Source organism: Streptomyces smyrnaeus (assembly GCF_017676345.1).
In the GTDB taxonomy this organism is placed as follows: domain Bacteria; phylum Actinomycetota; class Actinomycetes; order Streptomycetales; family Streptomycetaceae; genus Streptomyces; species Streptomyces smyrnaeus.
In genome coordinates this window covers 50431-76194 of sequence record NZ_JAFFZM010000004.1, presented here as the reverse complement: position 1 = coordinate 76194, position 25764 = coordinate 50431, and the positions used below count along the sequence as shown (strand labels likewise).

The following is a 25764-nucleotide window of genomic DNA, read 5'->3' as shown; positions in this document are numbered from 1 at the left end:
GCACGCGGGGTTCGGGCCTCACTCCGGTACCGCGGCGGTGACATAGGAGGCCAGCGTCTTCTCCACCTGCGTGAGGACGCGCACCCCGTGCTCGGTGAGCGCCCCTCGAAGAGGCAGCAGTCCGGCCGCGGCCCGACGTGCCTGCCCGTCCAACAGCAGATACCGCTCGCCGATCGCCTGCTCGGCCGCCCCGCGAACCATGGGAGGAGCAGGCGCCGCGGAGAGCACCCTGGCGTACAGCTCACGTGACCGGACCAAGGCCACCAACTGCCGGAACAATGCCGCCGACGGCCGTGAGTCGGGCCGCGGCGGGGTGTGCGTCCATGGCCGGTCCCGTTCGTCGCGCAGGAACGGAGCTGTCACCTGTGCGGCGTTGCAGCGGGTGTGCGTGCCCCCGCGCACCAGGGCCTCCGCGTACCGGACGACCGCAGGGACGCCCTTCCCGTGACGGACCATCCGGCGCCGGTTGACGAAGACGGCGCCGTGTGTGGTGAAGTCGGTGAACCCGGCGATCCGGGAGCCGTCGACCACCCCGACCTGGCGGACCAGCACGGACAGTTCGGCCAGTATCGAGGGCCACACCTGGGCCAGCAGGCACGCCGAGGCGCAGAACGCCGCCCGCTCCGGACCGCCCCACCGCCCCACCACGTCGGCGACCTGCGTCGCCGGGCGCTGGGCCGACTTCCCATGCCGTGGGGTGTCGCGGACGGCGCGTGCCACCGCCTGTGACAAGTGCGCCTCGGGAGGCGCGAGATCGGTGTGCCACGCCGCACAGGGAGAGTGCGCGGCGCGGCGCGTACTCCGCGCCGCCAGCAGTTCGAGACGCGTCGCCTCCTGACAGTGCCACCGTGGTCCGGCACCGCGCGGCGTGTTCAGCATGTGCAACGCCGCGGCGTGCACACCGGGATGCCACGGCTTCAGCTCGTGCGCATGGCCGCACCGGACAGCCGAATCGGCTCGCCCCGTGCCCGTCACCTCCCCGGCCGCCGCTGCCGCGGCGTGGGCACGACTGGTCGCCAGCGCCTCGCTCACCCGCGCCTGTACTGCGCTCGCCTCGACGGACGCCATGCGCCCGTCCGGTGCGACGTCCACCCTGTGTTCTCTCCTTCATGGGGGGCGGCGGGGCCCGTACGTCGCGGGCCCCGCCGCTCCGGGTGATCTGCGACCCGAGTACTGCTCAGCCCTTCCCCTCTCCGCCTCCTTGTGCGGCATCGGCATTCACGACAGTGCCCACGGGAGGAGACAGGCCACTCATGGAAGGGGGCAAACCACTCATCACGGCGAATCGCCGCAGGCCTCCCGATCCGCCCTCCGGACCCGAAGGGGGTCTGTTCGTGGGCCCCGCCCGGCTCCTAGGGTGAGTCCCCCCGCCGCTGTCCTGTGCCGGAGGTCTCCATGCTCGATGCCCGTCCGGTCAACCTCCTGGAGCTGCACCCCGACTTCGCGACCGATCCGTACCCGGCCTACGCGGCGCTGCGGGAGCGGGGGCCGGTGCACCGGGTGACCACCGACGGGCAGGAGTCCTTCTGGCTGGTCGTGGGCCATGAGGCGGCTCGGGCCGCCTACACACATCCCCGGCTGAGCCGGGACTGGCGACGGTACGGCGCTCTGGCCACCGGCCTGCCGACGCCGACGACGCTGGAGAACCCGGGAAACGCGCACATGCTGCTCGCGGACCCGCCCGACCACACCCGGCTGCGCCGCCTCGTCTCGCGGGAGTTCACGCCGCGCCGGGTCGCGGCGCTGGCCCCCGGCATCCAGATACTGACCGACCGGCTGGTGGACGCGATGCTGAAGGCTCCGGAGCGGCGCGGCGATCTCGTCGACGCCGTGGCCTTCCCGCTGCGGCTCACCGTGATCTGTGAGCTGCTGGGCGTCCCGGACATCGACAGGGAGGCGTTCCGTCGATGGTCGGACGAGGTCATCGCCCCCACGAGCGGCGACTCCGCCCGCGCCGCACACCGGGAGGCGGTCGCTCATCTGACGGACCTGATAGCGGCGAAGCGCACGGACCCGGGGCCGGATCTGCTCAGCGCGCTCATCCACACGGTGGACGACGACGGCGACAGGCTCTCCGAGGACGAACTGCTCTCCACCGCCTTCCTCCTCCTGATCGCCGGGCACGAGTCGACGGTGAACTTCCTGTGCAACGGGATCAGCGCCCTCTTCTCCCATCCGGAGCAGTTGGCTGCGCTGCGCTCCGGACCGGACACCCTGTTGGAGGGGGCGATCGAGGAGATGCTCCGCTACGACAGCCCCGTGGAGACCTCGACCCCGCGCATCGCGGTCGAGGACGCGGACATCTGCGGCAGCGTCGTACCGGCCGGCGGCGTGGTGCTGATCGCCGCGGCGGACGCCGGCCGCGATCCGGCCCGCTACGACCGGCCGGAGTGTTTCGACATCCGCAGGGGTGGCCGAGGGCACCTGAGCTTCGGCCATGGGGCGCACTTCTGCCTCGGCGCTCCGCTGGCCCGGCTGGAGGGGCGCATCGTCCTGCGCACGCTCCTCACCCGGTTGCCCGGGCTCGCGCCCGACGGACCGCCGGCCGACCGGCTGTCCAGTCTGGTGTCCCGGGGCATCCGGCGGCTGCCCGTCCGCTGGTGAGCGGCGTGGAGCAGGGTGAGCGACGCCGTCACCGGGCGGTGACGCTCATGGTCAGTCCCGCCGGCAGCAGGGTGGTGCGGACGTCCGGCCGGGTCGCCATGCTGGTGACGGTGAAGCGGAGCGAGCCGGCCAGGACGCTCACCAGCGTCGAGAGTTCGACATCGGCCAGCGCCTTGCCGACGCACCAGCGGGTGCCCATGCCGTACGGCACATAGGTGCCCGTTTCCGGTTTCAGATCCTGCCAGCGCTCCGGGCGGAAGCGGTCGGCGTCGTCGCCGAACGTCGCCGTGCTCCGGTGCAGCACGTACGGGGAGATCAGTACGGCGGCGCCCTCGGGAATCCGCCAGCCGGCGGCCTCCTGCTCTCCTCGCGCGGTGCGCACGATCAGCCAGTTCGGCGGCCAGAGCCGGAGCGTCTCGGCGAGCGTCCACCGTACGTACTCCGGCACGCTCCCCTCTTCCGCCGAGTGGAGTGCGTGCGCACATGCCTCGGCCGTCCGGGGGTGGTCGGCCAGGGCGACCAGGCACCAGGTGACGGCGGCCGCGGGCACCCGGTAGGAGGCCAGACCACTGGAGACGAGAATGCGCACCACGGCCTCCGTGCCGAGTCCGGAGGCGGTGAGCGCGTCGACGAGCCCACCGCTGCCGGGCCTGGCGAGCGCCCTGCGCAACTCGTCCTCCAGAGCGCTCTGCGCACGCACCGAGCGGCGGTAGCGCGGGAGGAGGCGCCGGAGCGCCCGCGGCAGCTGGAACGGGCTGGCGATCAGGGGGGTGATGGCGGCCAGCAGTTCGGCCGTGCGGGCGGGGACCGGGCCGGCGTCCCGCGAGCCGAAGCAGTAGGTGGTGAAGGACCGGGCGGTGAGCTGTTCCAGGCCGAGGAGGGGGTCAGCGATGTCGCCCGCCGTGCGCCACTGCCGGCACAGCGCGTCGGCCGCGGAGGTGAGCCACCGCCGGTGCTCCCGCAGCGGGTCGGGAGACATGCCGCGCTGGGTGGCCCGGCGACCGCGCATCCACTCCTGCGTGGCCGGATCGTCGCGCACACCGCTCACCTCGTCGCGCCGGATGGTGCTGGTGACGAGGAAGTCGGTGTTGGTGCGGCGCAGCACCTCCTGCGCCGCGGCGGGGTCGTTGACCAGCACGGTGCCCTCGGCGAGCTGTACGACCGGGCCGTGCTGCCGGACGGCGGAGCCGAGCGTGCCGAGGCGGTCCTGCTCGTATCTCTCCAGGAACTCGGCGGGTGAGAACCCCGTGGGCGCGGGTGGACGGAGCACGGATCCCTCTCCTTCGGACAGTGCCGGCAGCCTCCGGACAGTGCCGGCAGAGCTCAGGCGCGGGCGGCCCGGCCCCGGTGGGTGCCGGGGCCGGGCCGCCGTGGAACTGCCGTGGCGCGGTGCCTAGGGGTTCAACAGGTGTCTACCTCGACAGGTGTCTACGGAATCCAGGGGTAGGCGCCGACCGCCCCCTTGACGGTGATGCCCAGCTTGCTCGCCGCCTTGAACAGCATGCGCTTGGCCATGAACGTCCCCGTTCTGCGCGAAGTTGCCGGCCGAGGGCCGGCCCGACGCGCAGCAGCAAACCATACGCGCGCGCCCGCCGCCAGAGAGCGGAAGAAAGCTGCTCACCCCGCTGCTCCACTGGTCAACGGTCCTTCGTGCGGGGGCGGTTGGGCCCCCGCCGTCCATGCGTGCACCACCGCGGCTGCCGGCTGATTTCTGCTCTTACGGGCAGTCCACCACCTGCCCCGCATAGCTGAGCCCCGCGCCGAAGCCCAGCAGGAGCACCGGATCACCGGAACGCACCTCGCCCAGATCGATGAGCCGCGAGAGCGCCAGGGGAACGGAGGCCGCTGAGGTGTTGCCGCTTTCCACCACGTCCCGGGCCACGGCGGCGTTCACCGCGCCGAGGCCCTCAGCCATGCGTTCGATCATCCGTAGATTGGCCTGGTGGACGACCAGGCCCTTCAGGTCCGCCGGGGCGAGCCCGGCGCGTCGGCAGGCCTCCACCCCGACCGCCACCAGTTCCGTGGTCGCCCACCGGTAGACGGGCTGGCCCCGCATCGTCAGACGGCTCCACCGGTCGGGGATGGCCACGAGTGCGGCTCGCTCACCGTCCCCGCCCCATACCACCGGATGGATACCGGTGTGCTCCGCCGCCCGCACCACGGCCGCGCCGGCTCCGTCCGCGAAGATGGGGGCGGTGTTGACGTCCTCCGGGTCGACCCAGTCCGTCATCCGCTCCGCGCCGACCACCAGTACGCAGCCACTGGTACCCGCCCGCACCATGCTGTCGGCCACCCCCAGGCCGTAGCAGAATCCGGCGCACGCCGCATTGACGTCGAACGCGCCGACGGTCGGTATGCCCAGCTCCGCGGCTGTGAGCGCGCCACCGCCCGGCATCGGTGACGGCATCGAACAGGTCGCCAGAATGAGCAAATCGACGTCGTCAGGTGTCAGGCCGGCCGAGGACAGCGCCTTGGAGGCGGCATGCGCCGCCATTCTGGGGATGGATTCGCACGGCCCTGCGAATCGCCTTTCGCGTATGCCCACACGGCGCTCGATCCATTCCGGTGAGACGCCTAAAGAATTCCCCAAATCCGCGTTTCCCACCACCCGTTCCGGACGGCTGGCGGCTACCGCCGCGATCCGCGAGCCGGGGGCTCCGGCCGCATACGAAGGTTTTGGAATTGACAAACCATTCACCCACCAAAACTTTGATGCGTCGTCATGTCCCTGGACTCGTGCGGGTGTTGCAGACGGAGTACGGCAGTGCGAGGATGACTGGGAGAAGCTATCCGACCGCCCTCCGAAGCCCGCGGGGTACCGGCATCTGTCATTCCGGTTTCAGCCGGAGCGGACATCAGCCGGAGCGGACAGCGGAGTGTGCCCGGATCAGTATTTCTCCTGCGACGAGGCAAGCCTCGGGAAGTTGGAGTGCACGATGAACGGGGATGAACGGCCGGACTGGGAAGGCTCACCGCGTTTAACGGAAACCGCCGGAGCGCGCGTGAGCACGCTGTCGGCGAAAAGGTCCGCATTGCAGACCTTGACCAACCGTGAACGCGAGGTTCTCAGGGTACTGGCAGCCGGGGAAAGCAATCGGGTCCTCAGCCGGAGGCTGGGGATCGCGGAACGGACGGTGAAGGCGCATCTGACGAGCATCACCCGCAAGCTGGGGCTGAGGTCCAGGGTCGAGGCCGTACTGCTGTCGATGCAATGGACGGACGACCTGCTGCCGGAGCCGCCCGACGGCGACGGCCGGTAGCCGCCATGACCGGCCCCGCTGCAGGGGACGGAGCGGCGGACGTGCCCCGCGCCCACGAGGTGGCGGTGGAGCTGCTGTGGCTCCCGGGGCACGTCACCGCTGCGCGGGAAGCCGCCGACGTACTGGACGCCGAGGAGCGGCGACGGGCCGCCGCCTTCCAGGACCCGGTCGCACGCGAGCGCTTCGTCACCTCCCATGTGGGGCTGCGGCTGTTTTTGGGGGCACACCTGGGGACGGACCCGCGGACGCTCGTGTTCACCCGGCAAGAGTGCGGGATGCCCGGGTGCGGGCGTCCGCACGGGCGGCCCGCCGTGGCCGGACGACCCGAGGCGCACTTCTCGCTCTCGCACGCCGGGGACATGGCGCTCCTCGCGCTCTCCTCCTCCCCGGTGGGGGCGGACATCGAGTCGGAGAAGCTGGTGCGTGACGGTCTGGAGCGGGCGGGACGGCGGCTGCACCCGGACGAACAACGCGCTCTCGCCGCCCTGCCCACGGCCGTGCGTGCCCCGGCCGTGCTCGGCTGCCTGGTGCGGAAGGAGGCGTACCTCAAAGGTCTCGGCACCGGGCTCGCCGGCGGGCTCGGCGCTCACCATGTCGGCCTCGCCGAGCGCTTCGCACCGGCTCCTGCCCCGCGCGGGCCGACCGACTGGGTGCTGCGGGACGTGCCGGTGCCCGAGGGATACCAGGCCGCGGTGGCCGTGCGGCACACGGACGCCGACGGCCCTTGCCCGGTGCTGCGCCGCACCCGCCGCCTCACTGCTGCTGCCCAGCCTTCCTGACCACCCGGTTCAGCCTGTCCATCCTGGTGGCCAGGCTCATCCGTCCCTCCAGGCGGAAGACCGGCGGGCGACTGCCGTCCACGTCGTCGAAGTCGTACTCGGCCGCCAGGTCACCGGTGGCCAGCACCTGGCCGGTCCGCTCCATGACATCGGGGTCGGCCAGCAGCGCGGCCACCGCCCGCCCCACGTACTCCGCCGAGTGCACGACCGAGGCCGGGCCGCTGCCCAGCGCCTCCCAGGCGGCCTCGACCCGTTCGGTGCGCACGAAACCGGGGTGCAGACCGACAGCGGCGATGCCCCGCTTGCGCAGATCCGAGGCGAAACCCCGGCACATCCGGTCGGCCGCCGTCTTGAAGACGTCGTAGGCGACCTGGCCGAGGTAGATGTCGCCGTCCGAGAAGCTGATACCCACGATCAGTCCGCTGCGCCGCGGCAGCATCAGCGGCACCAGTCGCCGCGTCACGTCGTACTGTGCGCGCAGGGAGGTTTCGCAGAGGCTGTAGCGCCACAGCGGCTGCTCCCAGAACGGTGCGTCGAACCGGACCTCGTGGGAGCGTTCGTAGCCGCTCCAGGCGTTGTTCACCAGCAGGTCGAGCCCGTCCTGCTCGGCACTCAGCCGCTCGGCCAGTGCCTCGTTCTGTTCGGGGACGCCGTGGTCGCAGCGCAGGGCGATGCCTGTGCCACCGCGCCGCGTCACCTCCTCGGCGGTGTCCTCCACCGTGCCCGGCAGATCCTCGGTGCGCCGCCCGTCCCGGGTGCTGCGTCCGGTGACGTAGACGGTGGCGCCGGCTTCGCCCAGTGCCAGCGCGACGCCCCGCCCCACGCCTCGGCTCGCTCCGGTGACCACGGCCACCTTCCCGCCGAGATCCGGCGCCTTCCAGACTTCGTTCACCACCAGTGTCCTTCCATGGGGTTCAGCCGAGGTGTTCGGCGGCGTAGGCGAGGCTGGTCGCGTAGGCCGCGGTGTCGTCGACCACGGGGATGCCGTAGCGGCTGCGCAGCATCGGCATGGAGGTGGGCAGGACGCCGCCGCTGCACCGGGTGACCTCTCCCACGTCGCGCAGCACGGACAGATAGGCGCGGGTCATGGGGTCACGCCGGTCGATCTCGTCCGGGTCGAGCGTGTCCGCGTCCACCAGCGGTGGCGGAGTGAACGTCCGGCCCACGGCCGCCGCGTGTTTGGCCAGGACGCGCAGACAACCTTCGACATCCATCGCCTCGGGCCCGTAGGAGACCCAGAAGGCGCCCTCGTCGTCGCCGAGTTCGACTGCCCGCACGACGGCTTTGGCCAGCAGGTCCTGAGCCACGAAGTCCATCCGGATGCCGGGGTGGACGGGTACGAAGGGGGCCCGGCCGCGCAGCAGCCAGTCGGACATCTGCTGGACGATCTGCCCCCGGGAGGTCCATCCGGTGGCGGCGTCGCCGATGAGGTTGGTCGGCCGGAAGACGGTGTGCGGCAGGCCGCTTACCCGCAGCAGCTCCTCCGCCTGCCGTTTGGAGTCGATGTAGTTGCGGCAGATGTTCTCCGACCGCAGCTGTGCGGGCGCGCCGGGGAGCAGGGCGGCGACGAATTCGGTGCTCATGAAGTGCACCGTCGCCCCCGCCTGCGCGGCGAAGTCGATCACCTGCCGGGTGCCGTCGACGTTGACGGGACGGTAGCGCTCGGCCGGCAACCCCCACTCCGTCAGCCCGGCGGAGTGGATGACGACATCCACCTCGGCCGCGAGGGCCCGGTAGCTGTCCGGGTCCAGCCCGAGGCGTTCGCGGGTCAGATCGCAGCGCAGCACCGGTTCGGCCGCCTCGGGCACCGGCGCGCTGCGGGCGGCCGGGATGATCCGCAGCCGGTCGGGGTGCTGCTCGCGCAGTACGGCGCGGCCGACGACACCGGACGCCCCGGTCAGCAGCACTGTGCGGGGACGGCTCATGCCCGTGCGTCCTTCCAGTCCATCAGCCGCGTCGCGGCGCGTACCCCGGCGAACAGCGCCGGCTCGGGCGGGAACGAGGCGGGTGGCCTGCGATCGGCGCCGTCGACGAAGAGCAGCCGCGCGTAGTCGGTCTCCTTGCCGAGCGTCAGATCACGCAGCACCTTGCCCCCGGTGTGGGTGGCCGCGATCCCGTTGCCGCAGTAGCCGTATCCGTACAGCACGGAGCCGCCGGCCAGGGTGCCGAAGTGCGGGGCGAAGTCGCGCACCACATCGGCCACTCCCCCGTAGGCGTAGGTGAAGCGCACGTCCTGCCACTGGGGGAAGAAGCGCAGGAACTCCCGGTGGATCGCGCGGTAGACAGCGGCGCGGTTCATGTTCCGCTGTCGTTTGTCCCGGCCGAAGTAGTACGGGGCCGGCCCTCCGGCGAACAGGACGCGGTTGTCCTGGGTGAGCCGGGCGCAGGTGAGCAGGGACTTGGCCTCGACCAGGCCTTCACGCCCCTCCCACCCGACCCGGGCCAGCTGGGCGTCGGTCAGCGGCTCGCTGACCATGGCGTACGTCCAGACAGGTACCACCTTGCGGCGGAAGGGGGGAAAGGCGTCCATGTGGACGTTGGTGGCGAGGATGACCTTGTCGGCCTTCACCCGACCGCCTGCGGTGACGACGGTGGGCCGCACCCCGGGTTCCACGCGCAGGCACGGCGAGTCGTCGTAGAGGGTCACGCCCTTCTCCTCTGCCACCCTCGCGATGCCCCGGGCCAGTCTGAACGGATTGACGAGGGCGCCCCCGGTGCGCAGGCCGCCCAGCAGGGCGGGCGAGTCCACCAGGGCCCGGGTGGCGTCCGAGGGCAGGATGCCGGGCTGTGCCGCGCCCATCCGCTCGGCGAGGGCCCGGTCGTCCTCCAAGCGTCTGAGCTGTGCCGGGCTGGTGGCGACCATGAGGTAGTCGTTGGCCTCGTACCCGGCGTCGATACGGTTGCGCCGGGTGAACCTGCCGATCTCCAGGATGGACCTGCCGACCGCCCGTGACGCCTCCAGCGCGCGCTGCGGTCCGAACCGTTCGACCAGCGCCCGGATGTCCTTGCCGATGGTGGGGGTGACGAAGCCGTCGGCGCGGCCGGAGGCCCCGTACCCGGAGTGGCGGGCGTCGACGACGCGGATGTCGAGGGCCGGTTCGGCTTCCTTGAGGAAATACGCGGACCACAGGCCGGTGAAGCCGCCGCCGACGACGCAGACGTCGCAGTCGGCGTTTCCCCGAAGCGGGGGACGGGGTGTCACCCGCTCGGTGTCGTGCCAGTAGACCACGTGCTTGTACGCGTCCAATGAGCGCTCCTCGACAGGCCATGGTTGTGCCGAAATCAGCCGGCTTCGAGAGGGAAAGCGAGAGGGAAAGTCAGGTGGCTTCGAAGGTGATACGCGACAGCCCCAGGTGACGGTTGTCGAAGTGGCCGACGGTCGCGCCCAAATAGCGTTCGTAATCGGCGACGACACGCTCTCCGGCGCTCTCGACGGCGGCCGTCCGGTTGTTGCGCAGCCGCCGCAGCCATTCCGCACAGGTCCGGCTGTAGTGATCCGGGTCGTTGCGGAGCGTCACGACGTCGAAGTGCTTCTCGCTCGCCTCGACGACTTCCGACAGGGCGGGAATCTCCGATTCCGGGAAGATGGTCTCGATGATGAACAGCAGATCGCGCACGGTCTGCCGGTCCATCCGCACGTTGTTGCCCTTGATGTTGGTCTGCAACGCGAGTCTGCCGCCGCTGGGGAGCCAGTCCCGGCAGCGTGTGAAGAACTCCCGATAGGCGGCCACCCGTTCGGACCGGGTCAGCCCGGTGCGTGCGAAGTGCTCGAAGGCCCCGATGGAGATGACCGCGTCGTAGGTGCCCTCGGGTTCGTGTTCCAGCCAGTTCTCCACCCGCACTTCGGTGCGGGGCAGCTCGCGGGCCCGCAGCAGCTCCGCCTGGCTGTCGCTGAGGGTGAGGCCCACCGCGTGCTCGACACCGTGCTGCTCGACGAGGCGTGCGAGCAGGCTCCCCCAGCCGCATCCGACGTCCAGGACCCGCCGGGCGCCCGCGGCACGGGCCTGGTGGACCAGATAGTCGAGCTTGCGCCGCTGTGCGCTCTCCAGCGTCTCGTCGCCCTCCCACAGCGCGCAGGTGTAGGTGAGGTCCGCGTCCAGCCACAGGGCGAAGAAGTCGTTCGACACGTCGTAGTGGTGCCGGATGGACTCCGCCGTGGCCCCCTGGTAGGCGGCGGTGGTCACGCTGCGGAGGTGTCCGAGGCGGCCTGTTCGGCGAGCTTCACCAGATCGCCCACCGTCTTGACGCCGGCCGCCTGGCTCTCGTCGAACGTGATCTCCAGATCGTCCTCGATACCGTAGACGATATCGGCGATCTGCAGACTGGACAGGCCCACCGACTCGAAGGTGGTGTCGGCGTTCAGCGTCATCGTCGACGCCTTGCTGCCGAGCTTCTTGGCGATGCGTTCGCAGATCTCTTCAGCAGTAATCAACGGATGCCTTCCCATGAGGACGTGCCCGGTGCCGGACGGTGCACGCGTGATCTGTTCGCACCGGCCTGACCGTTTCTCGGATGCTTCTCGCGAATACGCGTCGCACGCTTTTCGTGCCGCGCCTGTACGTCGCGCGGAAACTCGTCATTCATGTACTTTCACGCTCCACGCAGCTACTTCTCCGCGCCAGGCGTGAGACAGCCCCAGGCAGTACCGGCACAGGTGCCCAGAGGCATTCCGGCCGCCTGCGGCGTACGGAAGGCCTTCACGCTACGAGACCGGTGGCGGCAGCGGCCATTGCCCTTTGGGGCATTGCTCCAAAGGGCAATGCCGTACGCCGGATTCCGGCTGACGGGACGCCGGTGGGGATGTTTAGCTTGTCCCGCACGACCGACCGCGACGGTCCGGCCCGCGGCCCGGCCGACCCTCGCCGGACCGCCTCGCCGCCACGATCGCGTCTTTCCATCCGATCCTGCCCGCGTCCATCCGCTCCTGCCCGCGCCGCGCGCACCGGCCCGGTGGCAGCACGACTCCAAGCAGTCAGCCAACTTCTGGGAGATGACAGCCCCATGGACGGCCGAGAACATCGCTGGTTCATGCTCGGAGCGTCGGTGATCCCGCTCATCGCGGTCTTCGGCGCGATGGCCCTGTTGTGGAACAAGGTCTTCTACTGGTCGGACGTCGTGGTGCTGGTGATCATGTATGTGATCTCCGGCTTCGGTATCTCGACCGGCTACCACCGCATGCTCACGCACCGCTCCTTCGAGACGTACCGGCCCGTCCGGGTCGCTCTGGCGACCGCCGGCGCCATGGCCGGGCAGGGACCGCCGCTCATCTGGGCCGCGCACCACCGCAAGCACCACCGGGTGGCCGACAAGACGGGCGACCCGCACAGCCCCCACCTCGACTTCCCGCCCGGCTTCAAGGGCGCCATGGCCGGACTGTGGCACTCCCACCTCGGGTGGCTCTTCGACGTCAAGCTGACCTCCGAGCCCATGCGCTACTGCCCCGACCTGGTGCGGGAGAAGCCGCTGCGCTGGCTCAGCGAGCATCTGCTGCTGGTGGTCACCGCCGGGGTGCTGCTGCCGGGAATCCTCGCCTTCGCGATCACCGGCGGTTCGCTGTACGCCGCGCTCACCGGCGTGGTCTGGGGCGGACTGGTACGCATCTTCCTGATCAACCACATGACGTACGCGGTGAACTCGATCGGCCACTACTTCGGGCGCCGTCGCTTCGAGACCACCGACGAGTCGCGCAACGTGGCCTGGCTGTCGCTGCCGTCCTTCGGGGAGGCCTGGCACAACAACCACCACGCCTTCCCGCGCTCGGCCCGGCACGGCATGAAGTGGTACGAGGTCGACCTGAGCGCCATTCTCATCTGGTGCCTGGAGAAGACCCGCCTGGCGTGGAAGGTCATCCGGATCGACAGCGAACGGCTGACCCTGAGGGAGGCCGGCATCAGCCGGGTGGACGGCGCAGCTCTCGACCGCCGTCAGCTGCTGGCGGGCCAGCAGAAGCTGGCTCCCATGGCGGAGCGCTCCCGCGACTCCGACACCTCGCTGGTGGACGTGGAGTAGCCACCCACCGGGGTGCGGTGACGGGAAGACCGGGCGACGAGACAAGGGGTTCGATGGATTTCTTCAACGCCCTCACCAACGGGTCCTCGCGTGGGGTGCTCCACGCGTGGACCGGCGACGAGTTCGAGCACCTGCCCTGGCGCGAGGTGGCCCGGGACGCACACGGCATGGCTGCCCGGCTCCGGGAACTGGGCGTACGGTCCGGCACCCGGGTCGCCTGCGTCCTGACCAACACCCCCGACACCGTGCGGGGGCTGCTCGGGATCTGGCTGGCGGGCGGGGCGGTGGCCTCCTTGCCGCTGCCCACCCGCGGCCAGAGCGCGCAGGCCTACGGTGAGCAGCTGGTCGCCCTGTCGGCCCGGCTGGAGCCCACGCTGCTCCTGCTGGACGACGAGCTGGTCCCCCTCGTCCCGGGGGAGTTGGCGGCGCAGGTGCCGATCCGCGGCTGGGCGACGCTGCACGGCAGCGGATCGGTGACCCCCTCCCCGCCCGGCCGCGACGAGCTGGCGTTCATCCAGTACTCCTCGGGCAGCACCAGCACGCCCAAGGGGTGTGCCCTGACGACCGGTTCGGTCGAGCGGCAACTGGAGATCATCCTGCAGCTGACGGGTGGGCGCCCCGGGGCGGACACCGTCGTCTCCTGGCTCCCCCTCTCCCACGACATGGGCATGTTCGGCTGCCTGCTGTACTCGTGGGCGTACGACTTCGACCTCGTCCTCTCGACGCCCGAGCGGTTCGGCATGGCGCCGCGCAGCTGGTTCCGTGACATGTCGGAGTACGAGGCGACGATGACCGCGGGCACCAGTACGGCCGTGCATCTGGCCACCCGTGCGCAGGGCAAGGGTTCGCTGCCCCGGCAGTTGCGGCTGCGTGCGGCCGTCATCGGCGCGGAACGCATCGACGGGGACACCCTGACGGCGGCCACCGAGAAGTTCCGGCCCTTCGGCCTGTCCGACACCGCGTTCCAGCCGGCGTACGGCATGGCGGAGGCCACCCTGGCCGTGACGGGCAAGCCCTGGCAGGACAAGCCCCGGCTGCTGTCCTTCGACCGGCTCGCCCTCGTGGACGGCTCGGCGGTCGAGGTGGAGCCCGAGCACCCCAGGGCCTCCCGGCTGGTGTCCAACGGTGTCGCCCTGCCGGGCGTGTCGGTGCACGCGGGAGAGGCCGGACAGGTCGCCGAGATCGAGGTCTCCTCGCCGAGTCTGGCCTCCGGCTACCACCGGGACCCGGAGCGGACCGCCGAGCGCTTCCGGGACGGCCGGTTGCACACCGGTGACCTCGGCTTCCTGCACGAGGGCGAGCTGTATGTGACGGGCCGGCTCGACGACATGCTCTCGGTCGGCGGCCGGAAGGTGTACGCCTCGGAGATCGAATCGGCCGTCGACTCCCTGACCCATATCCGCAAGGGCTGCGCGGCCGTGGTCGAGGCGGGGGGCTCGGGCGGCGCGCAGTTGGTGCTGCTGGCCGAGGCGATGGGAAAGCCGCGCGACTTCCGTCCCCTCGCCGAGGAGGCGGCGTCGCTGGCCATGGACCGGGCCGGAGTCGCACTCGCCGAGTGCCTGTTCCTGCCGCGCGGCACGCTGCCCAAGACACCGAGCGGAAAGATCCAGCGCTTCCGCTGCCGGTCGCTGCTCCAGGACGAACTGCTGGAACCGGTGGCACGGGTGGCCCTGGCCTGAGACACGGGCGCGTCAGGCGCGCCCGTGCACCGCGCACCGCCCCGCCCGAGTCACCACAGGAAGGACGCGACACATGACTGTCTTGCCCTCTGCCGTCGGCATCGCGGGCACCGGCAGCCATCTCCCGCACGAGCCGATCGGTGTGGAGACGTATCTGGCGGCCGGTCTCGAACTGAGTCCGATGGACAACGGCCCGCTGTTGCGTCCTCCGCGGTGGCGGCACCACGTCAAGCCGGGAGACCGGGCCGCGGAGCTGATCGAACGTGCCGCGCTGCCGATGTTCGAACGGCTCGGGGTGGACCCGGCGGCCGAGGTGGACCTGCTGCTCACCAATGTGCTGCTGCCCGACGACCTGTTCACCGGATGCGGGGCCGATACGGCCGACCGGCTGGGCATCGCACCCGAGTCGATCATCGACCTGCACAACGGGGGATGCGCGTCCTTCCCCTACATGCTGAAGATCGCCGCGGGACTGATGGCCGCGCACGGAGCCCGTGGCGCGCTGATCGCCAATGTGCAGAACACGGCCGGGCAGATCTTCGCCCAACCGGGGAACCGCTTCAAGCAGCACAGCGTGGTGGCCGGCGACGGATGCGGCGTCGCCTACCTCACCGCCGATGCCTCCTCCCGGCTGCTGGGGGTGCGCACGCGCAACACCCCCGCCACGGCGCGGGACGTCGGCATGGCGACCGAGGACGGCCGGCACTACTGGGAGAGCGGCTCTGGCGTCCTGGACGTGCAGTTCGACGCGGCGAAGACCAAGGAGACCCTGGACCTCGGCAACCGCATCGTGCCCGAACTGGTCCGAGAACTCGCCCAGGAGCACGGCTTCGCCGTCGAGGACATCGACGTACTCATCACCAACCAGCCGAACCGGATCTTCCTGCGCAACTGGCGCACTGCGCTGGGCATCCCGCCCGAACGTCATCTGGACACCTACGACCTGTACGGCAACCTCTACGGGGCCGCCGCGCCCGTGACGCTGCACCGGGCGCTGACCGACGGCCGCATCGAGCCGGGCGACCTGGTGGTGACCGCCGGGTTCGCGCATGCGGGTGACTTCGCCGCAGCCGCCGCCCTCCGCTTCTGATCAGCCCCGCTCCTCATCCGCCCCGGACCGACTCCCGGCCCCCGTTCCCCCGCTCCCCAGTTCACCGTTCCCCTGGTGTCCGGCCTTCGGGCAGGACCTCGACTCAGCAATGGCGTGGCGACCCGCACCTGGTCGCGGCACGAACGTGACGGAGAAACAGATGCAAGCGACGACGACCGGTGAGCGCCCAGCACGCCGACCTCGGCGATCCGCGCTGCGCGGCATGCTCATCGGCACCGCCCTCGCCATGGTGGTGGTGCCGACGGCCCCGGTCGCGGCCGCCGGTACGTCGGAAGCGGACCCGCCCCCTTCGGTCTCGACGGCATGCGGCACCCCGCTGTCGGCCTCGGAGGTACGGTCGGTCGTCGCCCTGTCCGACACCTCCACCCTGACCGGTGACGACCCGCTGGACCGCTTCGACCAACAGGTCACCCGGACCCGGCGGATCACCGCGATCCTGGTACGCCACCAGGACCGGCGCGGACTGTTCGCCGTCGGCCTCGACGCCATGGAGCGCACCGTCATGCAGCCTCTGCTGCGCGGGACGACGTTCCACGACCCGGCGTTCGGGCACGCCTTCACGCCGGAACTGCTGCGGCGGTACCTGGCGACCGTGCACGACGAGTTCCTCGGGCGGCCCACCCCGCCGCACTGGAAGCGGTACTACGACCTGGCGCACCGCTGCGACACACCACCGGCGCGGGTGGCCATGGCGGGCTACAACGCCCACCTCACCGTCGACATCGGTCACACGCTCGCGACCGTGGACACCGAGCTGCGGCACGCCCCCGACTACGCGACGGTGACCGGCGCCCTCCTGAAGCACAACAGCCTCGTGGTGAAGGCGACGAAGGAGGCGTACGGGGTGGATCTGAGCGGCGTCTGGTCGCTCGTGGCGACGACCGGCCCCGTGATGTACACGATCGTCTTCGTCAACGGCCTCGCGCTGCAGATTCCTCCGGTCAGGCCGATCGTCCAGGCCGAGATCGCGCTGGTGTGGCGCACTACGGACGTCGCACTCACGGTGGCCACCGCGTAGTGCCGGCTCTCGAAAGGGTGACAAGTCAGTGGGTGAGCAACCGAGCACTCCGCACGCCGAACAGGCAGCACGGACATCTGCCCATGACCGGCTCCGCGTCGTGTTGGACGTCGTGCTGGCGGAGACGGCGGCGCTCCTCGGCCAGGAACCGACCGACATCGATCCGTCCCGGCCGTACCTGGACTACGGCTACAACTCGCTGGCGGCCGTCGAACTGACCCAGCAGCTCGGCCGGTTGTACGGCGTCGAACTGCCGCTGACGATGCTCTTCGACCAGCCGACCCCCCATGCGGTGGCCGACTACCTGCTCTCCCGGCTCGGTCTGCCCACAGTCGCCGACGCCGCCGGGGACGGGACCACGGGTGACGCGGCCACGGGTGACGCGGCCACGGACCATGGGGCGGCGGACGGCGGGGCGGCGGGCAGCCGGGCCACCGACGCGGAGCAGACCCGGAGCAAGGGACGGGCCCGCGCGGGTGCGGTCCCGCCGCGCGCCGAGGACGATCCCATCGCGGTGGTCGGGATGGCCTGCCGCCTCCCGGGCGGGGTGAACTCGCCGGAGGAGTTGTGGCAGTTGGTGGCCGAGGGCCGGGATGCGATATCCGGCTTCCCCACCGACCGGGGCTGGAACGTGGAGGAGCTGTACCACCCCGATCCCGACCACCCCGGCACCACCTCCACCCAAGGCGGCGGCTTCATACCGGACGTGGCCGACTTCGACGCCGACTTCTTCGGGATCAGCCCACGCGAGGCGCTGGCGATGGATCCGCAGCAGCGGTTGCTGCTGGAGGGTGTGTGGGAGGCGTTCGAGAACGCCCACATCGACCCCGAGAGCATGCGCGGCAGCCGGACAGGCGTCTTCGCCGGGGTGACCGGCACCGACTACGCCTATCTGGCCCATGCCGACCGCACAAACCTGCAGGGCTACTGGGGGCTGGGCACGCTGAGCGCGGTGGCGTCCGGTCGGGTGGCGTATACGTTCGGGTTCCAGGGACCCGCGCTGACGGTGGACACCGCCTGCTCCTCCTCCCTGGTCGCCACCCACCTGGCCATCCAATCCCTACGCCAGGGCGAAAGCACCCTCGCCATCGCCGCAGGCGTCACCGTCATGGCCACCCCCACCGTCTTCATCGAATTCTCCCGCCAACGCGCCCTGTCCCCCGACGGACGCTGCCGCAGCTTCGACACCACCGCCGACGGCACCGGCTTCTCCGACGGCCTCGCCATCCTCCTCCTCGAACGCCTCAGCGACGCCCAACACAACGGCCACCACATCCACGCCCTCATCCCCGGCAGCGCCATCAACCAAGACGGCGCCAGCAACGGCATGACCGCCCCCAACGGCCCAGCACAACAACGCACCATCACCCAAGCCCTCAAAAACGCCCACCTCACCCCCCACGACATCGACGCCATCGAAGCCCACGGCACCGCCACCACCCTCGGCGACCCCATCGAAGCCCAAGCACTCCACAACACCTACGCCCCCCACCGCCCCACCCACCAACCCCTCCACCTCGGCTCCCTCAAATCCAACATCGGCCACACCCAAGCCGCCGCCGGCATCGCCGGCACCATCAAAATGATCACCGCCCTCCACCACCACACCCTCCCCACAACCCTCCACATCACCCAACCCACCCCCAAAATCAACTGGAACAACACCCCCCTCACCCTCCTCACCACACCCCAACCCTGGCACCCCACACCCCACCGACCCCGCCGCGCCGCCATCTCCAGCTTCGGCGCCAGCGGCACCAACGCCCACCTCATCCTCCAAGAACCACCCAACACCAACACCAACGGCGCCGATGCCGTCCCCGCCGCAGGGGACAGGGACGACGGCATCGGCTCCGACACCCCCATCGTCTGGCCCCTCTCCGCCAAAACACCCACCGCCCTGACCGCACAAGCCCAACGCCTCCACCACTGGCTCACCCAAAACCCCCACCACCACCCCACCCACATCGCCCACACCCTCACCACCCGCACCCAACACCCCCACCGCACCGCCCTCATCGGCCACAACCACACCCAACTCACCACCGCCCTCACCCACCTCACCACCAAACAACCGGACCAGATCTCTCCCCGCCCGGCGCGCAGCCGACCGGGCCGTGTGGCGTTCGTCTTTCCCGGTCAGGGCTCGCAGTGGCCCGGTATGGCCGCCGGATTGCTGGAGGCCTCCCCGGTGTTCGCGGAGCAGTTGGAGCGGTGCGCCGAAGCCCTGGCGCCGCACACCGACTGGGACCTCCTCGATGCGGTGACCGACCCGGCCCAGGCCCCCGCACTCGACCGGGTCGATGTGGTGCAGCCCGCGCTGTTCGCCGTGATGGTGTCGCTGGCCGCGCTGTGGCGTTCCTACGGGGTCGAGCCCGACGCGGTCGTCGGGCACTCGCAAGGAGAGATCGCCGCGGCCTGCGTCGCGGGAGCACTGAGTCTGGAGGACGCGGCCCGTGTCGTCGCGCTGCGCAGCCGGGAGATCGCCACGCTCGGCGGCACGGGCGGAATGCTGTCGGTGGCGCGCCCGGTGGCCGAGGTGCACGCCATGCTCGCGGCGGCTCCGGGCCTGTCCGTCGCGGCGGTCAACAGCCCCACCTCGGTCCTGGTCTCGGGCGACAGTGCGGCGCTGGACGCGTTCCACGAAGACTGCGTCGCCGAGGACGTCTGGGTGCGGCGGATTCCCGTCGACTACGCCTCGCACTCGCCGCACATCGAGTCGCTGCGGGACCGGTTGCGTGCCGTACTGGGGCCGGTGCGTCCGCGTACCGCCTCCGTGGCGTTCCACTCCACGGTCGCGGCCGAGGAGCTGGACACCACCGCGCTCGACGCCGAGTACTGGTACTCGAATCTGCGCAATCCGGTGCTGTTCGAGGAGACCGTGCGCGCGATGGCCGGTCAGGGCTACGGGGTCTTCATCGAGGTGAGCCCGCACACCGTACTGACGACGGCGCTCACCCAGTCGCTGGAGCCGCTCGGCGGCGACCCGGTGATCGCCGGTTCGCTCACCCGGGACCACGGCCGGCTGGAGGACTTCCTGACCTCCGCGGGCGAGGCCTGGGAAGCCGGTGTGCCGGTCGACTGGTCGGCGTCGTCGGCCGGGCGCCCCACCCGGCGAGTCGAGCTGCCCGGCTACGCCTTCACCCGGCAGCGGTTCTGGGTGGGCAGCGGCGGTGACGGCGACGGCCCCCGGGCCGCCGGTATGAAGTCGGCACGCCATCCGCTGCTGGCCGGTCAGCTGCCGCTGGCCGGTGGAAAGGGCCGGCTGTTCACCGGCCGGGTCTCGCCGGAAGAACTGCCCTGGCTGGCCGACCACACGGTCTTCGAGGAGGTCGTCGTCCCGGGGACGGCGGTCGTGGAGCTCGTCGCGAGCGCGGGTGACCGGCTCGGCGGCGCCGCGGTCGAGGAACTCACCCTGGAGGCGCCGCTTCTGCTGCGCGACGAGGCGGTGGGGCTCCAGCTCCATGTGCAGGAGCCCGACGCCGAGGGGCGGGCGGCCTTCACCGTGCACGCCGAGGACGGTGCCGGTGGCTGGACCCAGCACGCCTCCGGAGTGCTGGGCCCACGGGCCGCCGTCCGGGGAGGCGATCCGACGACCGGACCCTCCCGGCCGCCGCAGGAAGCCGACCCGTCCGAGCCGCAGGACGGCCCGCCGGCAGGAGCCGTCCCGCTCGCGCTGGACGGCCTCTACGACCGGCTTGCCGAGCGGGGCATGGGATACGGCCGTACCTTCCGAGGGCTGCGCGCGGCATGGCGGCTCGGTGACGACATCCACGCGGACGTGCAGCTCGACGACGGCGGCAACGAGGTGGACCCCCGTCATCTGCTCCACCCGGCACTGCTGGACGCCGCTTTCCACGCCGCCTTCGCCGAGTGGCACGAGAAGGAGTCCGCCACGGCACTGCTGCCCTTCGCGTGGTCCGGCGTCCGGCTGCACCGGAGTGAACGGACGACTCGGGCCCTACGGGTGCGTCTCACCCCGCTCGGACCCGACACCCTGCGCATGACCGGCTGGGACCAGGACGGGCGGACCGTGGTCACCGTCGACTCGGTGACGGCCCGTCCCGTCTCACCCGCGAAGCTGGCAGGTGCCCGTCCCGCCGCTGCCGACTGTCTGTTCGCGGTGGACTGGACACCGGCGGCCCCGCCCGCCGACCCGGTGGCAACGGACCGGATGGCGATACTCGGTCCCACCGGGCCGACCGTCGGTGACACACCGATCCGCTCCTGCCCCGACCTCACCGCGCTGCCGACACCCGGGGAGGAGGCCGAAGGGGCGGACACCGAGCCGCCTGTGTGGCTCCTCGTACCCGTCGAAACGCCCGAGGGGCTGCCGGCCGCGGAGGCCGCACGTACGACGACGCACCGGGTGCTGTCCCTGCTGCGGGAGTGGCTGGCGGCCGACCGCTCGCCGCGCACCCGGCTGGCCCTGCTCACCCGAGGCGCGGTGGCCGCGCTGCCCGACGAGGAGCCGGACCCCGCCTCGGCGGCGGTGTGGGGGCTGGTACGCAGCGCCCAGGCGGAGCATCCGGACACCTTCGCCCTGGTCGACCTCGGTGCCGAAGCCGACATGGCGCGGCTGGGTGCGGCGCTGGCAGCGGACGAGCCCCAAGTGGCACTCCGCGACGGCGCGCTGCTGGTTCCCCGAGTCGCCCGTCGGCGTGCCCAGGGTGCGGAGGCCGTGTTCGACCCGCGGACCACGGTGCTGGTCACCGGCGGCACCGGCGGCCTGGGCGCGCTGGTCGCCCGACATCTGGCCACCGGGCACGGCGTACGGAATCTGCTGCTGGCCAGTCGTCGGGGCATGTCCGCTCAGGGAGCGCCGGCCCTTGTCGAGGAGCTGACCGGGCTCGGGGTGCACGTCCGGGTCGCCGAGTGCGACGTCTCCGACCGGGCAGCGGTGGCCACGCTGCTCGCCTCGGTACCCGACGAGCACCCGCTGGGCGCGGTCGTCCACGCGGCCGGCGTCCTCGAGGACAGCCTGATCACCTCGCTGACCGACGACGCACTCGACCGGGTGCTGCGGGCCAAGGCCGACTCCGCCTGGCATCTGCACGAGTTGACAGCCGAGAACCGGCTCGGGGCCTTCGTCCTGTTCTCCTCGCTGGCGGGCGTGCTCGGCGGCCCCGGACAGGGCAACTACGCCGCGGCCAACGCCTTCCTCGACGCGCTCGCCCAGGCCCGGCGAGCGGCGGGGCGGCCCGCGACATCGATCGCCTGGGGGCTGTGGGAGCAGCCCGGCGACATGACCGGGCACCTAGCCGAGAGCGACACCTCGCGCCTGGCCGACAGCGGAGTGATCGCCCTGTCCGCCGAGGAAGGGCTCCACCTGCTGGACGCGACCCTCGACTCTCCCGACCCCGTCGTGCTGGCCGCCCGCCTCGATCTGGCCGCGGTGCGCGCACAGGCCGCCGCCGGGATGGCCCCACCGGTGCTGCACGGCCTGGTCCGCACGGCGTCGACCCAGCAGGCCGCCACCTCGGCGGCCACCGTCGAGACGCTGGCCGGGCTGTCCCCGAGCGACCGGGAGAACGAGGTGCTGCGCCTGGTGCGGGGCGAGGTCGCCGCAGTGCTGCGGTACCCGGGCGCGGACGCGGTTCCCCCCGACCGGCCCCTCAAGGACATCGGTCTGGACTCACTCGGTGCGGTGCAGCTGCGCAACCGCCTCAACACGATGGCGGGCCTGCACCTGCCGGCGACGGTGATCTTCGACCACCCCACGCCACGGGCGGTGGCCTCGGTCGTACTGCGGGAGCTGTTCGGCTCCCTGACTCCCGCCGCGCAGGACGGTACCGATCCGGACGGCCCCGAGGACGCCTTCGATCCGGCCGCCGGAGTCGATGACCTGGACGCCGAAGATCTCGTCCGACTGGCGCTGAGCGACAACCGAGACGACTCGTGAGATTGGACCCTCGATGGCTGTTGACAACGACGACGTCCTGACCGCGCTGCGCTCGGCGATGAAGGAGAACGCCCGGCTACGTCACCGGGAGGAGCGGAGCCGGGAGCCGATCGCGGTGGTGGGGATGGCCTGCCGCCTTCCGGGCGGGGTGAACTCGCCGGAGGAGTTGTGGCAGTTGGTGGCCGAGGGCCGGGATGCGATATCCGGCTTCCCCACCGACCGGGGCTGGGACATCGACGCGGTCTACCACCCGGACCCGAGCCATCCGGGGACGAGTTACGTGCGCTCGGGCGGCTTCCTGTCGACCGCGACGGAGTTCGATCCGCGCTTCTTCGGGATCAGCCGACGGGACGCGCTGGCGATGGATCCGCAGCAGCGGTTGCTGCTGGAGGGTGTGTGGGAGGCGTTCGAGAACGCCCACATCGACCCCGAGAGCATGCGCGGCAGCCGGACAGGCGTCTTCGCGGGCACCATGTTCCAGGACTACTCCTATCTCACGCGCGCCAACTCCGAGCAGGTCGCAGGACGCTGGGGGCTGGGGACCCTCGGCAGCTTCGTATCGGGTCGGGTGGCGTATACGTTCGGGTTCCAGGGACCCGCGCTGACGGTGGACACCGCCTGCTCCTCCTCCCTGGTCGCCACCCACCTGGCCATCCAATCCCTACGCCAGGGCGAAAGCACCCTCGCCATCGCCGCAGGCGTCACCGTCATGGCCACCCCCACCGTCTTCATCGAATTCTCCCGCCAACGCGCCCTGTCCCCCGACGGACGCTGCCGCAGCTTCGACACCACCGCCGACGGCACCGGCTTCTCCGACGGCCTCGCCATCCTCCTCCTCGAACGCCTCAGCGACGCCCAACACAACGGCCACCACATCCACGCCCTCATCCCCGGCAGCGCCATCAACCAAGACGGCGCCAGCAACGGCATGACCGCCCCCAACGGCCCAGCACAACAACGCACCATCACCCAAGCCCTCAAAAACGCCCACCTCACCCCCCACGACATCGACGCCATCGAAGCCCACGGCACCGCCACCACCCTCGGCGACCCCATCGAAGCCCAAGCACTCCACAACACCTACGCCCCCCACCGCCCCACCCACCAACCCCTCCACCTCGGCTCCCTCAAATCCAACATCGGCCACACCCAAGCCGCCGCCGGCATCGCCGGCACCATCAAAATGATCACCGCCCTCCACCACCACACCCTCCCCACAACCCTCCACATCACCCAACCCACCCCCAAAATCAACTGGAACAACACCCCCCTCACCCTCCTCACCACACCCCAACCCTGGCACCCCACACCCCACCGACCCCGCCGCGCCGCCATCTCCAGCTTCGGCGCCAGCGGCACCAACGCCCACCTCATCCTCCAAGAACCACCCAACGACACCCACGACAACACCAACACCGCCGCAACGAGCAGCGCCACCCGCACCAGCACAACCCTCCGCGCCAGCACCAGCACCAGCACCGAGCCCGAGACCGAAACCGAGACCGAGACCGACACCCCCATCGTCTGGCCCCTCTCCGCCAAAACACCCACCGCCCTGACCGCACAAGCCCAACGCCTCCACCACTGGCTCACCCAAAACCCCCACCACCACCCCACCCACATCGCCCACACCCTCACCACCCGCACCCAACACCCCCACCGCACCACCCTCATCGGCCACAACCACACCCAACTCACCACCGCCCTCACCCACCTCACCACCAAACAACCGAGCCCCCATGTGGTGCCGCCGGCCCGGGTGCGGCCCGGCAGGATCGCGTTCGTGGTTCCCGCTCCTCGGGCGCAGTCCCTGGAGTCGGTGCGCGGCCTTCTGCGGTCGGCCGGTTCGGCACCGGCCTTCGTCGAACAGCTGGAGCGGTGTGCCGAAGCCCTGGCGCCGCACACCGACTGGAACCTCCTCGAAGCGGTGACCGACCCCGCCCAGGCCCCCGCACTCGACCGGCCGGAAGTCTTCGCGCCGGTCCTGTTCGCGGTCCAGGTGTCGCTGGCCGCACTGTGGCGGGCGTTCGGTGTGCAGCCGGAGGCCGTACTGGCGGAACCCGGCGGCGAGCCGGCGGCGTCGGTGATCGACGGAAGCCGCTCCCTGGCGGAGGCGGCCCGCGCGGTGACCGGCCGTGTTCCGGAGGGCGACGGCGGCGGTGACGAGCCGCTGAAGGCTGCCGTCGGCGAGCGGGTGGCGCAGGGGTTCCGGGCCTTTGTCGAGATCAGTCCGCAGCCGTCGCTCAGCGGTACGGTCACCGCGGCGCTCGCCTCGACCGACTGCGAGCCGGACGAGGTGCACGTCACCCCGCCCCTCGCCGAAGGGGTCGAGGAGGCCGACGGGTTCTGGCGGACGCTGGCCGAGGCCAACGTGGGCGGTGTCCGTGTCGAGTGGTCGGTCCTGTACGCGGGTCGGGACACGCCGCGCGTGGAGTTGCCCACGTACGCCTTCCAGCGGCAGCGGTACTGGTTCACGGAGACGGACTCGAAGCCCGCCGCGCCCGCACCCCGCTCCGAGGACGAGCCCGATCGCAGGTCGGGGGCCTTCACCACGCTGCTGCGCCGCGCGCACATCGAGGGCACCATCTCCGACGCCGTGCCGGTGATCACGGGAGCCTCCCGGTTCCGGCCGTCCTTCAGCACGGTCGCGGAGCTGGGTGAGGCGGCGGGTTCGGTGCTGGTCGCGGACGGGGCGGCGGACCCCGCGGTGGTGTGCGTACCGTCGTTCCTGGCCGGCTCCGGGCCGCACCAGTTCGCCCTGCTGGCCTCGGAGTTCACGCCACGGCTGCCGGTCTCCGCGCTGGTGCTGCCGGGGTTCGGGAAGTCGCAGCCGCTGCCGGCCTCGTGGCAGGTGGCGGTCGAGGCGATGGCGCGGTCGGCGCTGCAGGCGGCGGCCGGCCGGCCCTTGGCGCTGGTCGGCCACTCGGTCGGCGGACTGGTCGCCCAGGCGATCACCGAGCAGCTGGAGAGCACGGGTCACCGGGTCGAAGGCGTCGTCATGATCGACACCTACGACATCGACAAGGCCGAGGAACGTGAGGCGCTGTTCGTCTGGGCGATGAGCGAGATCCTGCACCGCGACCCAACGGGCCTGGTCGTCAACGACGACAACCTGATGGCGATGGGCGCCTATCTGCGGCTGTACGAGGAGTGGGCGCCACGCGGCATCGAGGCACCGACGCTGGCCGTACGCGCCACGGACCCGGACGCGGAACTCAACGCCCCCATCGATCCCACGTGGAAGGCGGCGGACTTCGCCGAGTCGTTGCCGGCCGACCACTTCTCGGTCCTGGAGAGCAAGGCACCGCTGGCCGCGCGGGTGCTCGGCGACTGGTTCGCACGCCTCTCGGACGACAACGACAGCACCCGGGCCGCGGGCCCGGAACACCGATGACGGGAAGG

Annotated in this window: 17 protein-coding genes; 9 read left to right on the top strand and 8 right to left on the bottom strand. The window is 71.1% G+C overall.

The annotated features are described in order from the left end of the window. Positions 1–18: 18 nt before the first annotated feature. Entirely contained in the window at positions 19–1092 is a 1074-nt protein-coding gene (locus tag JW613_RS08390) for a hypothetical protein (protein WP_209210076.1), read from the bottom strand. A 303-nt stretch (positions 1093–1395) separates the two neighbouring features. On the opposite strand from JW613_RS08390, the gene JW613_RS08385 reads away from it, so the two are divergent. Then, a complete protein-coding gene (locus tag JW613_RS08385) occupies positions 1396–2604 on the top strand; it encodes a cytochrome P450 family protein (RefSeq protein WP_209210075.1) in 1209 nt (402 codons plus the stop codon). A gap of 28 nt (positions 2605–2632) precedes the next feature. Here JW613_RS08385 and JW613_RS08380 read toward each other — a convergent pair whose 3' ends face one another. Both JW613_RS08380 and JW613_RS08375 read right to left on the bottom strand, forming a co-directional pair. After that, positions 2633–3874: a cytochrome P450 gene (locus JW613_RS08380; protein WP_209210074.1), complete on the bottom strand. Its 1242-nt coding sequence runs from the start codon at positions 3872–3874 to the stop codon at positions 2633–2635. A 447-nt stretch (positions 3875–4321) separates the two neighbouring features. Then, the gene (locus tag JW613_RS08375) at positions 4322–5287 is read right to left on the bottom strand and encodes a beta-ketoacyl-ACP synthase 3 (RefSeq protein WP_209210306.1); all 966 of its coding nucleotides are present in this window, start codon (positions 5285–5287) and stop codon (positions 4322–4324) included. 253 nt (positions 5288–5540) lie between these two features. Between JW613_RS08375 and JW613_RS08370 the strand changes: the two genes are divergently transcribed. Together JW613_RS08370 and JW613_RS08365 are read left to right on the top strand one after the other, a co-directional pair. Next, positions 5541–5864, top strand: a complete 324-nt coding sequence (locus JW613_RS08370) for a response regulator transcription factor (RefSeq protein WP_209210073.1) — start codon at positions 5541–5543, stop codon at positions 5862–5864. Between the two features lie 5 nt (positions 5865–5869). Continuing rightward, a complete protein-coding gene (locus JW613_RS08365; protein ID WP_209210072.1) occupies positions 5870–6643 on the top strand; it encodes a 4'-phosphopantetheinyl transferase family protein in 774 nt (257 codons plus the stop codon). Here the strand turns inward: JW613_RS08365 and JW613_RS08360 are convergent. From JW613_RS08360 to JW613_RS08340, 5 genes are all read right to left on the bottom strand, one after another. After that, a complete protein-coding gene (locus tag JW613_RS08360; RefSeq protein ID WP_209210071.1) occupies positions 6618–7535 on the bottom strand; it encodes an SDR family NAD(P)-dependent oxidoreductase in 918 nt (305 codons plus the stop codon). The genes JW613_RS08365 and JW613_RS08360 overlap by 26 nt on opposite strands. Before the next feature lie 22 nt (positions 7536–7557). Next, positions 7558–8568, bottom strand: coding sequence for an SDR family oxidoreductase (locus JW613_RS08355; RefSeq protein ID WP_209210070.1), 1011 nt, complete (start codon positions 8566–8568; stop codon positions 7558–7560). Continuing rightward, a complete protein-coding gene (locus JW613_RS08350; protein WP_209210069.1) occupies positions 8565–9890 on the bottom strand; it encodes an NAD(P)/FAD-dependent oxidoreductase in 1326 nt (441 codons plus the stop codon). Before JW613_RS08350 ends, JW613_RS08355 begins: the two co-directional genes overlap by 4 nt. Positions 9891–9960: 70 nt before the next feature. Beyond that, complete coding sequence (locus JW613_RS08345; RefSeq protein ID WP_209210068.1) at positions 9961–10827, bottom strand: SAM-dependent methyltransferase; 867 nt, start codon at positions 10825–10827, stop codon at positions 9961–9963. Then, entirely contained in the window at positions 10824–11075 is a 252-nt protein-coding gene (locus JW613_RS08340) for an acyl carrier protein (protein ID WP_099885898.1), read from the bottom strand. The genes JW613_RS08345 and JW613_RS08340 overlap by 4 nt, the downstream gene beginning before the upstream one ends. Positions 11076–11644: 569 nt before the next feature. Between JW613_RS08340 and JW613_RS08335 the strand changes: the two genes are divergently transcribed. The 6 genes from JW613_RS08335 to JW613_RS08310 all read left to right on the top strand — a co-directional run bounded on the left by JW613_RS08335 (position 11645) and on the right by JW613_RS08310 (position 25756). Next, a complete protein-coding gene (locus JW613_RS08335; RefSeq protein WP_209210067.1) occupies positions 11645–12652 on the top strand; it encodes an acyl-CoA desaturase in 1008 nt (335 codons plus the stop codon). Positions 12653–12705: 53 nt separating this feature from the next. Next, positions 12706–14331, top strand: a complete 1626-nt coding sequence (locus tag JW613_RS08330) for an AMP-binding protein (protein ID WP_209210066.1) — start codon at positions 12706–12708, stop codon at positions 14329–14331. Between the two features lie 73 nt (positions 14332–14404). After that, a complete protein-coding gene (locus tag JW613_RS08325; protein WP_209210065.1) occupies positions 14405–15421 on the top strand; it encodes a 3-oxoacyl-ACP synthase III family protein in 1017 nt (338 codons plus the stop codon). A 160-nt stretch (positions 15422–15581) separates the two neighbouring features. Next, positions 15582–16460: a DUF5995 family protein gene (locus JW613_RS08320; protein ID WP_209210064.1), complete on the top strand. Its 879-nt coding sequence runs from the start codon at positions 15582–15584 to the stop codon at positions 16458–16460. Positions 16461–16488: 28 nt separating this feature from the next. Next, positions 16489–22362, top strand: coding sequence for a type I polyketide synthase (locus JW613_RS08315; protein WP_209210063.1), 5874 nt, complete (start codon positions 16489–16491; stop codon positions 22360–22362). A gap of 13 nt (positions 22363–22375) precedes the next feature. Next, positions 22376–25756, top strand: coding sequence for a type I polyketide synthase (locus JW613_RS08310; protein WP_209210062.1), 3381 nt, complete (start codon positions 22376–22378; stop codon positions 25754–25756). Positions 25757–25764: the final 8 nt, after the last annotated feature.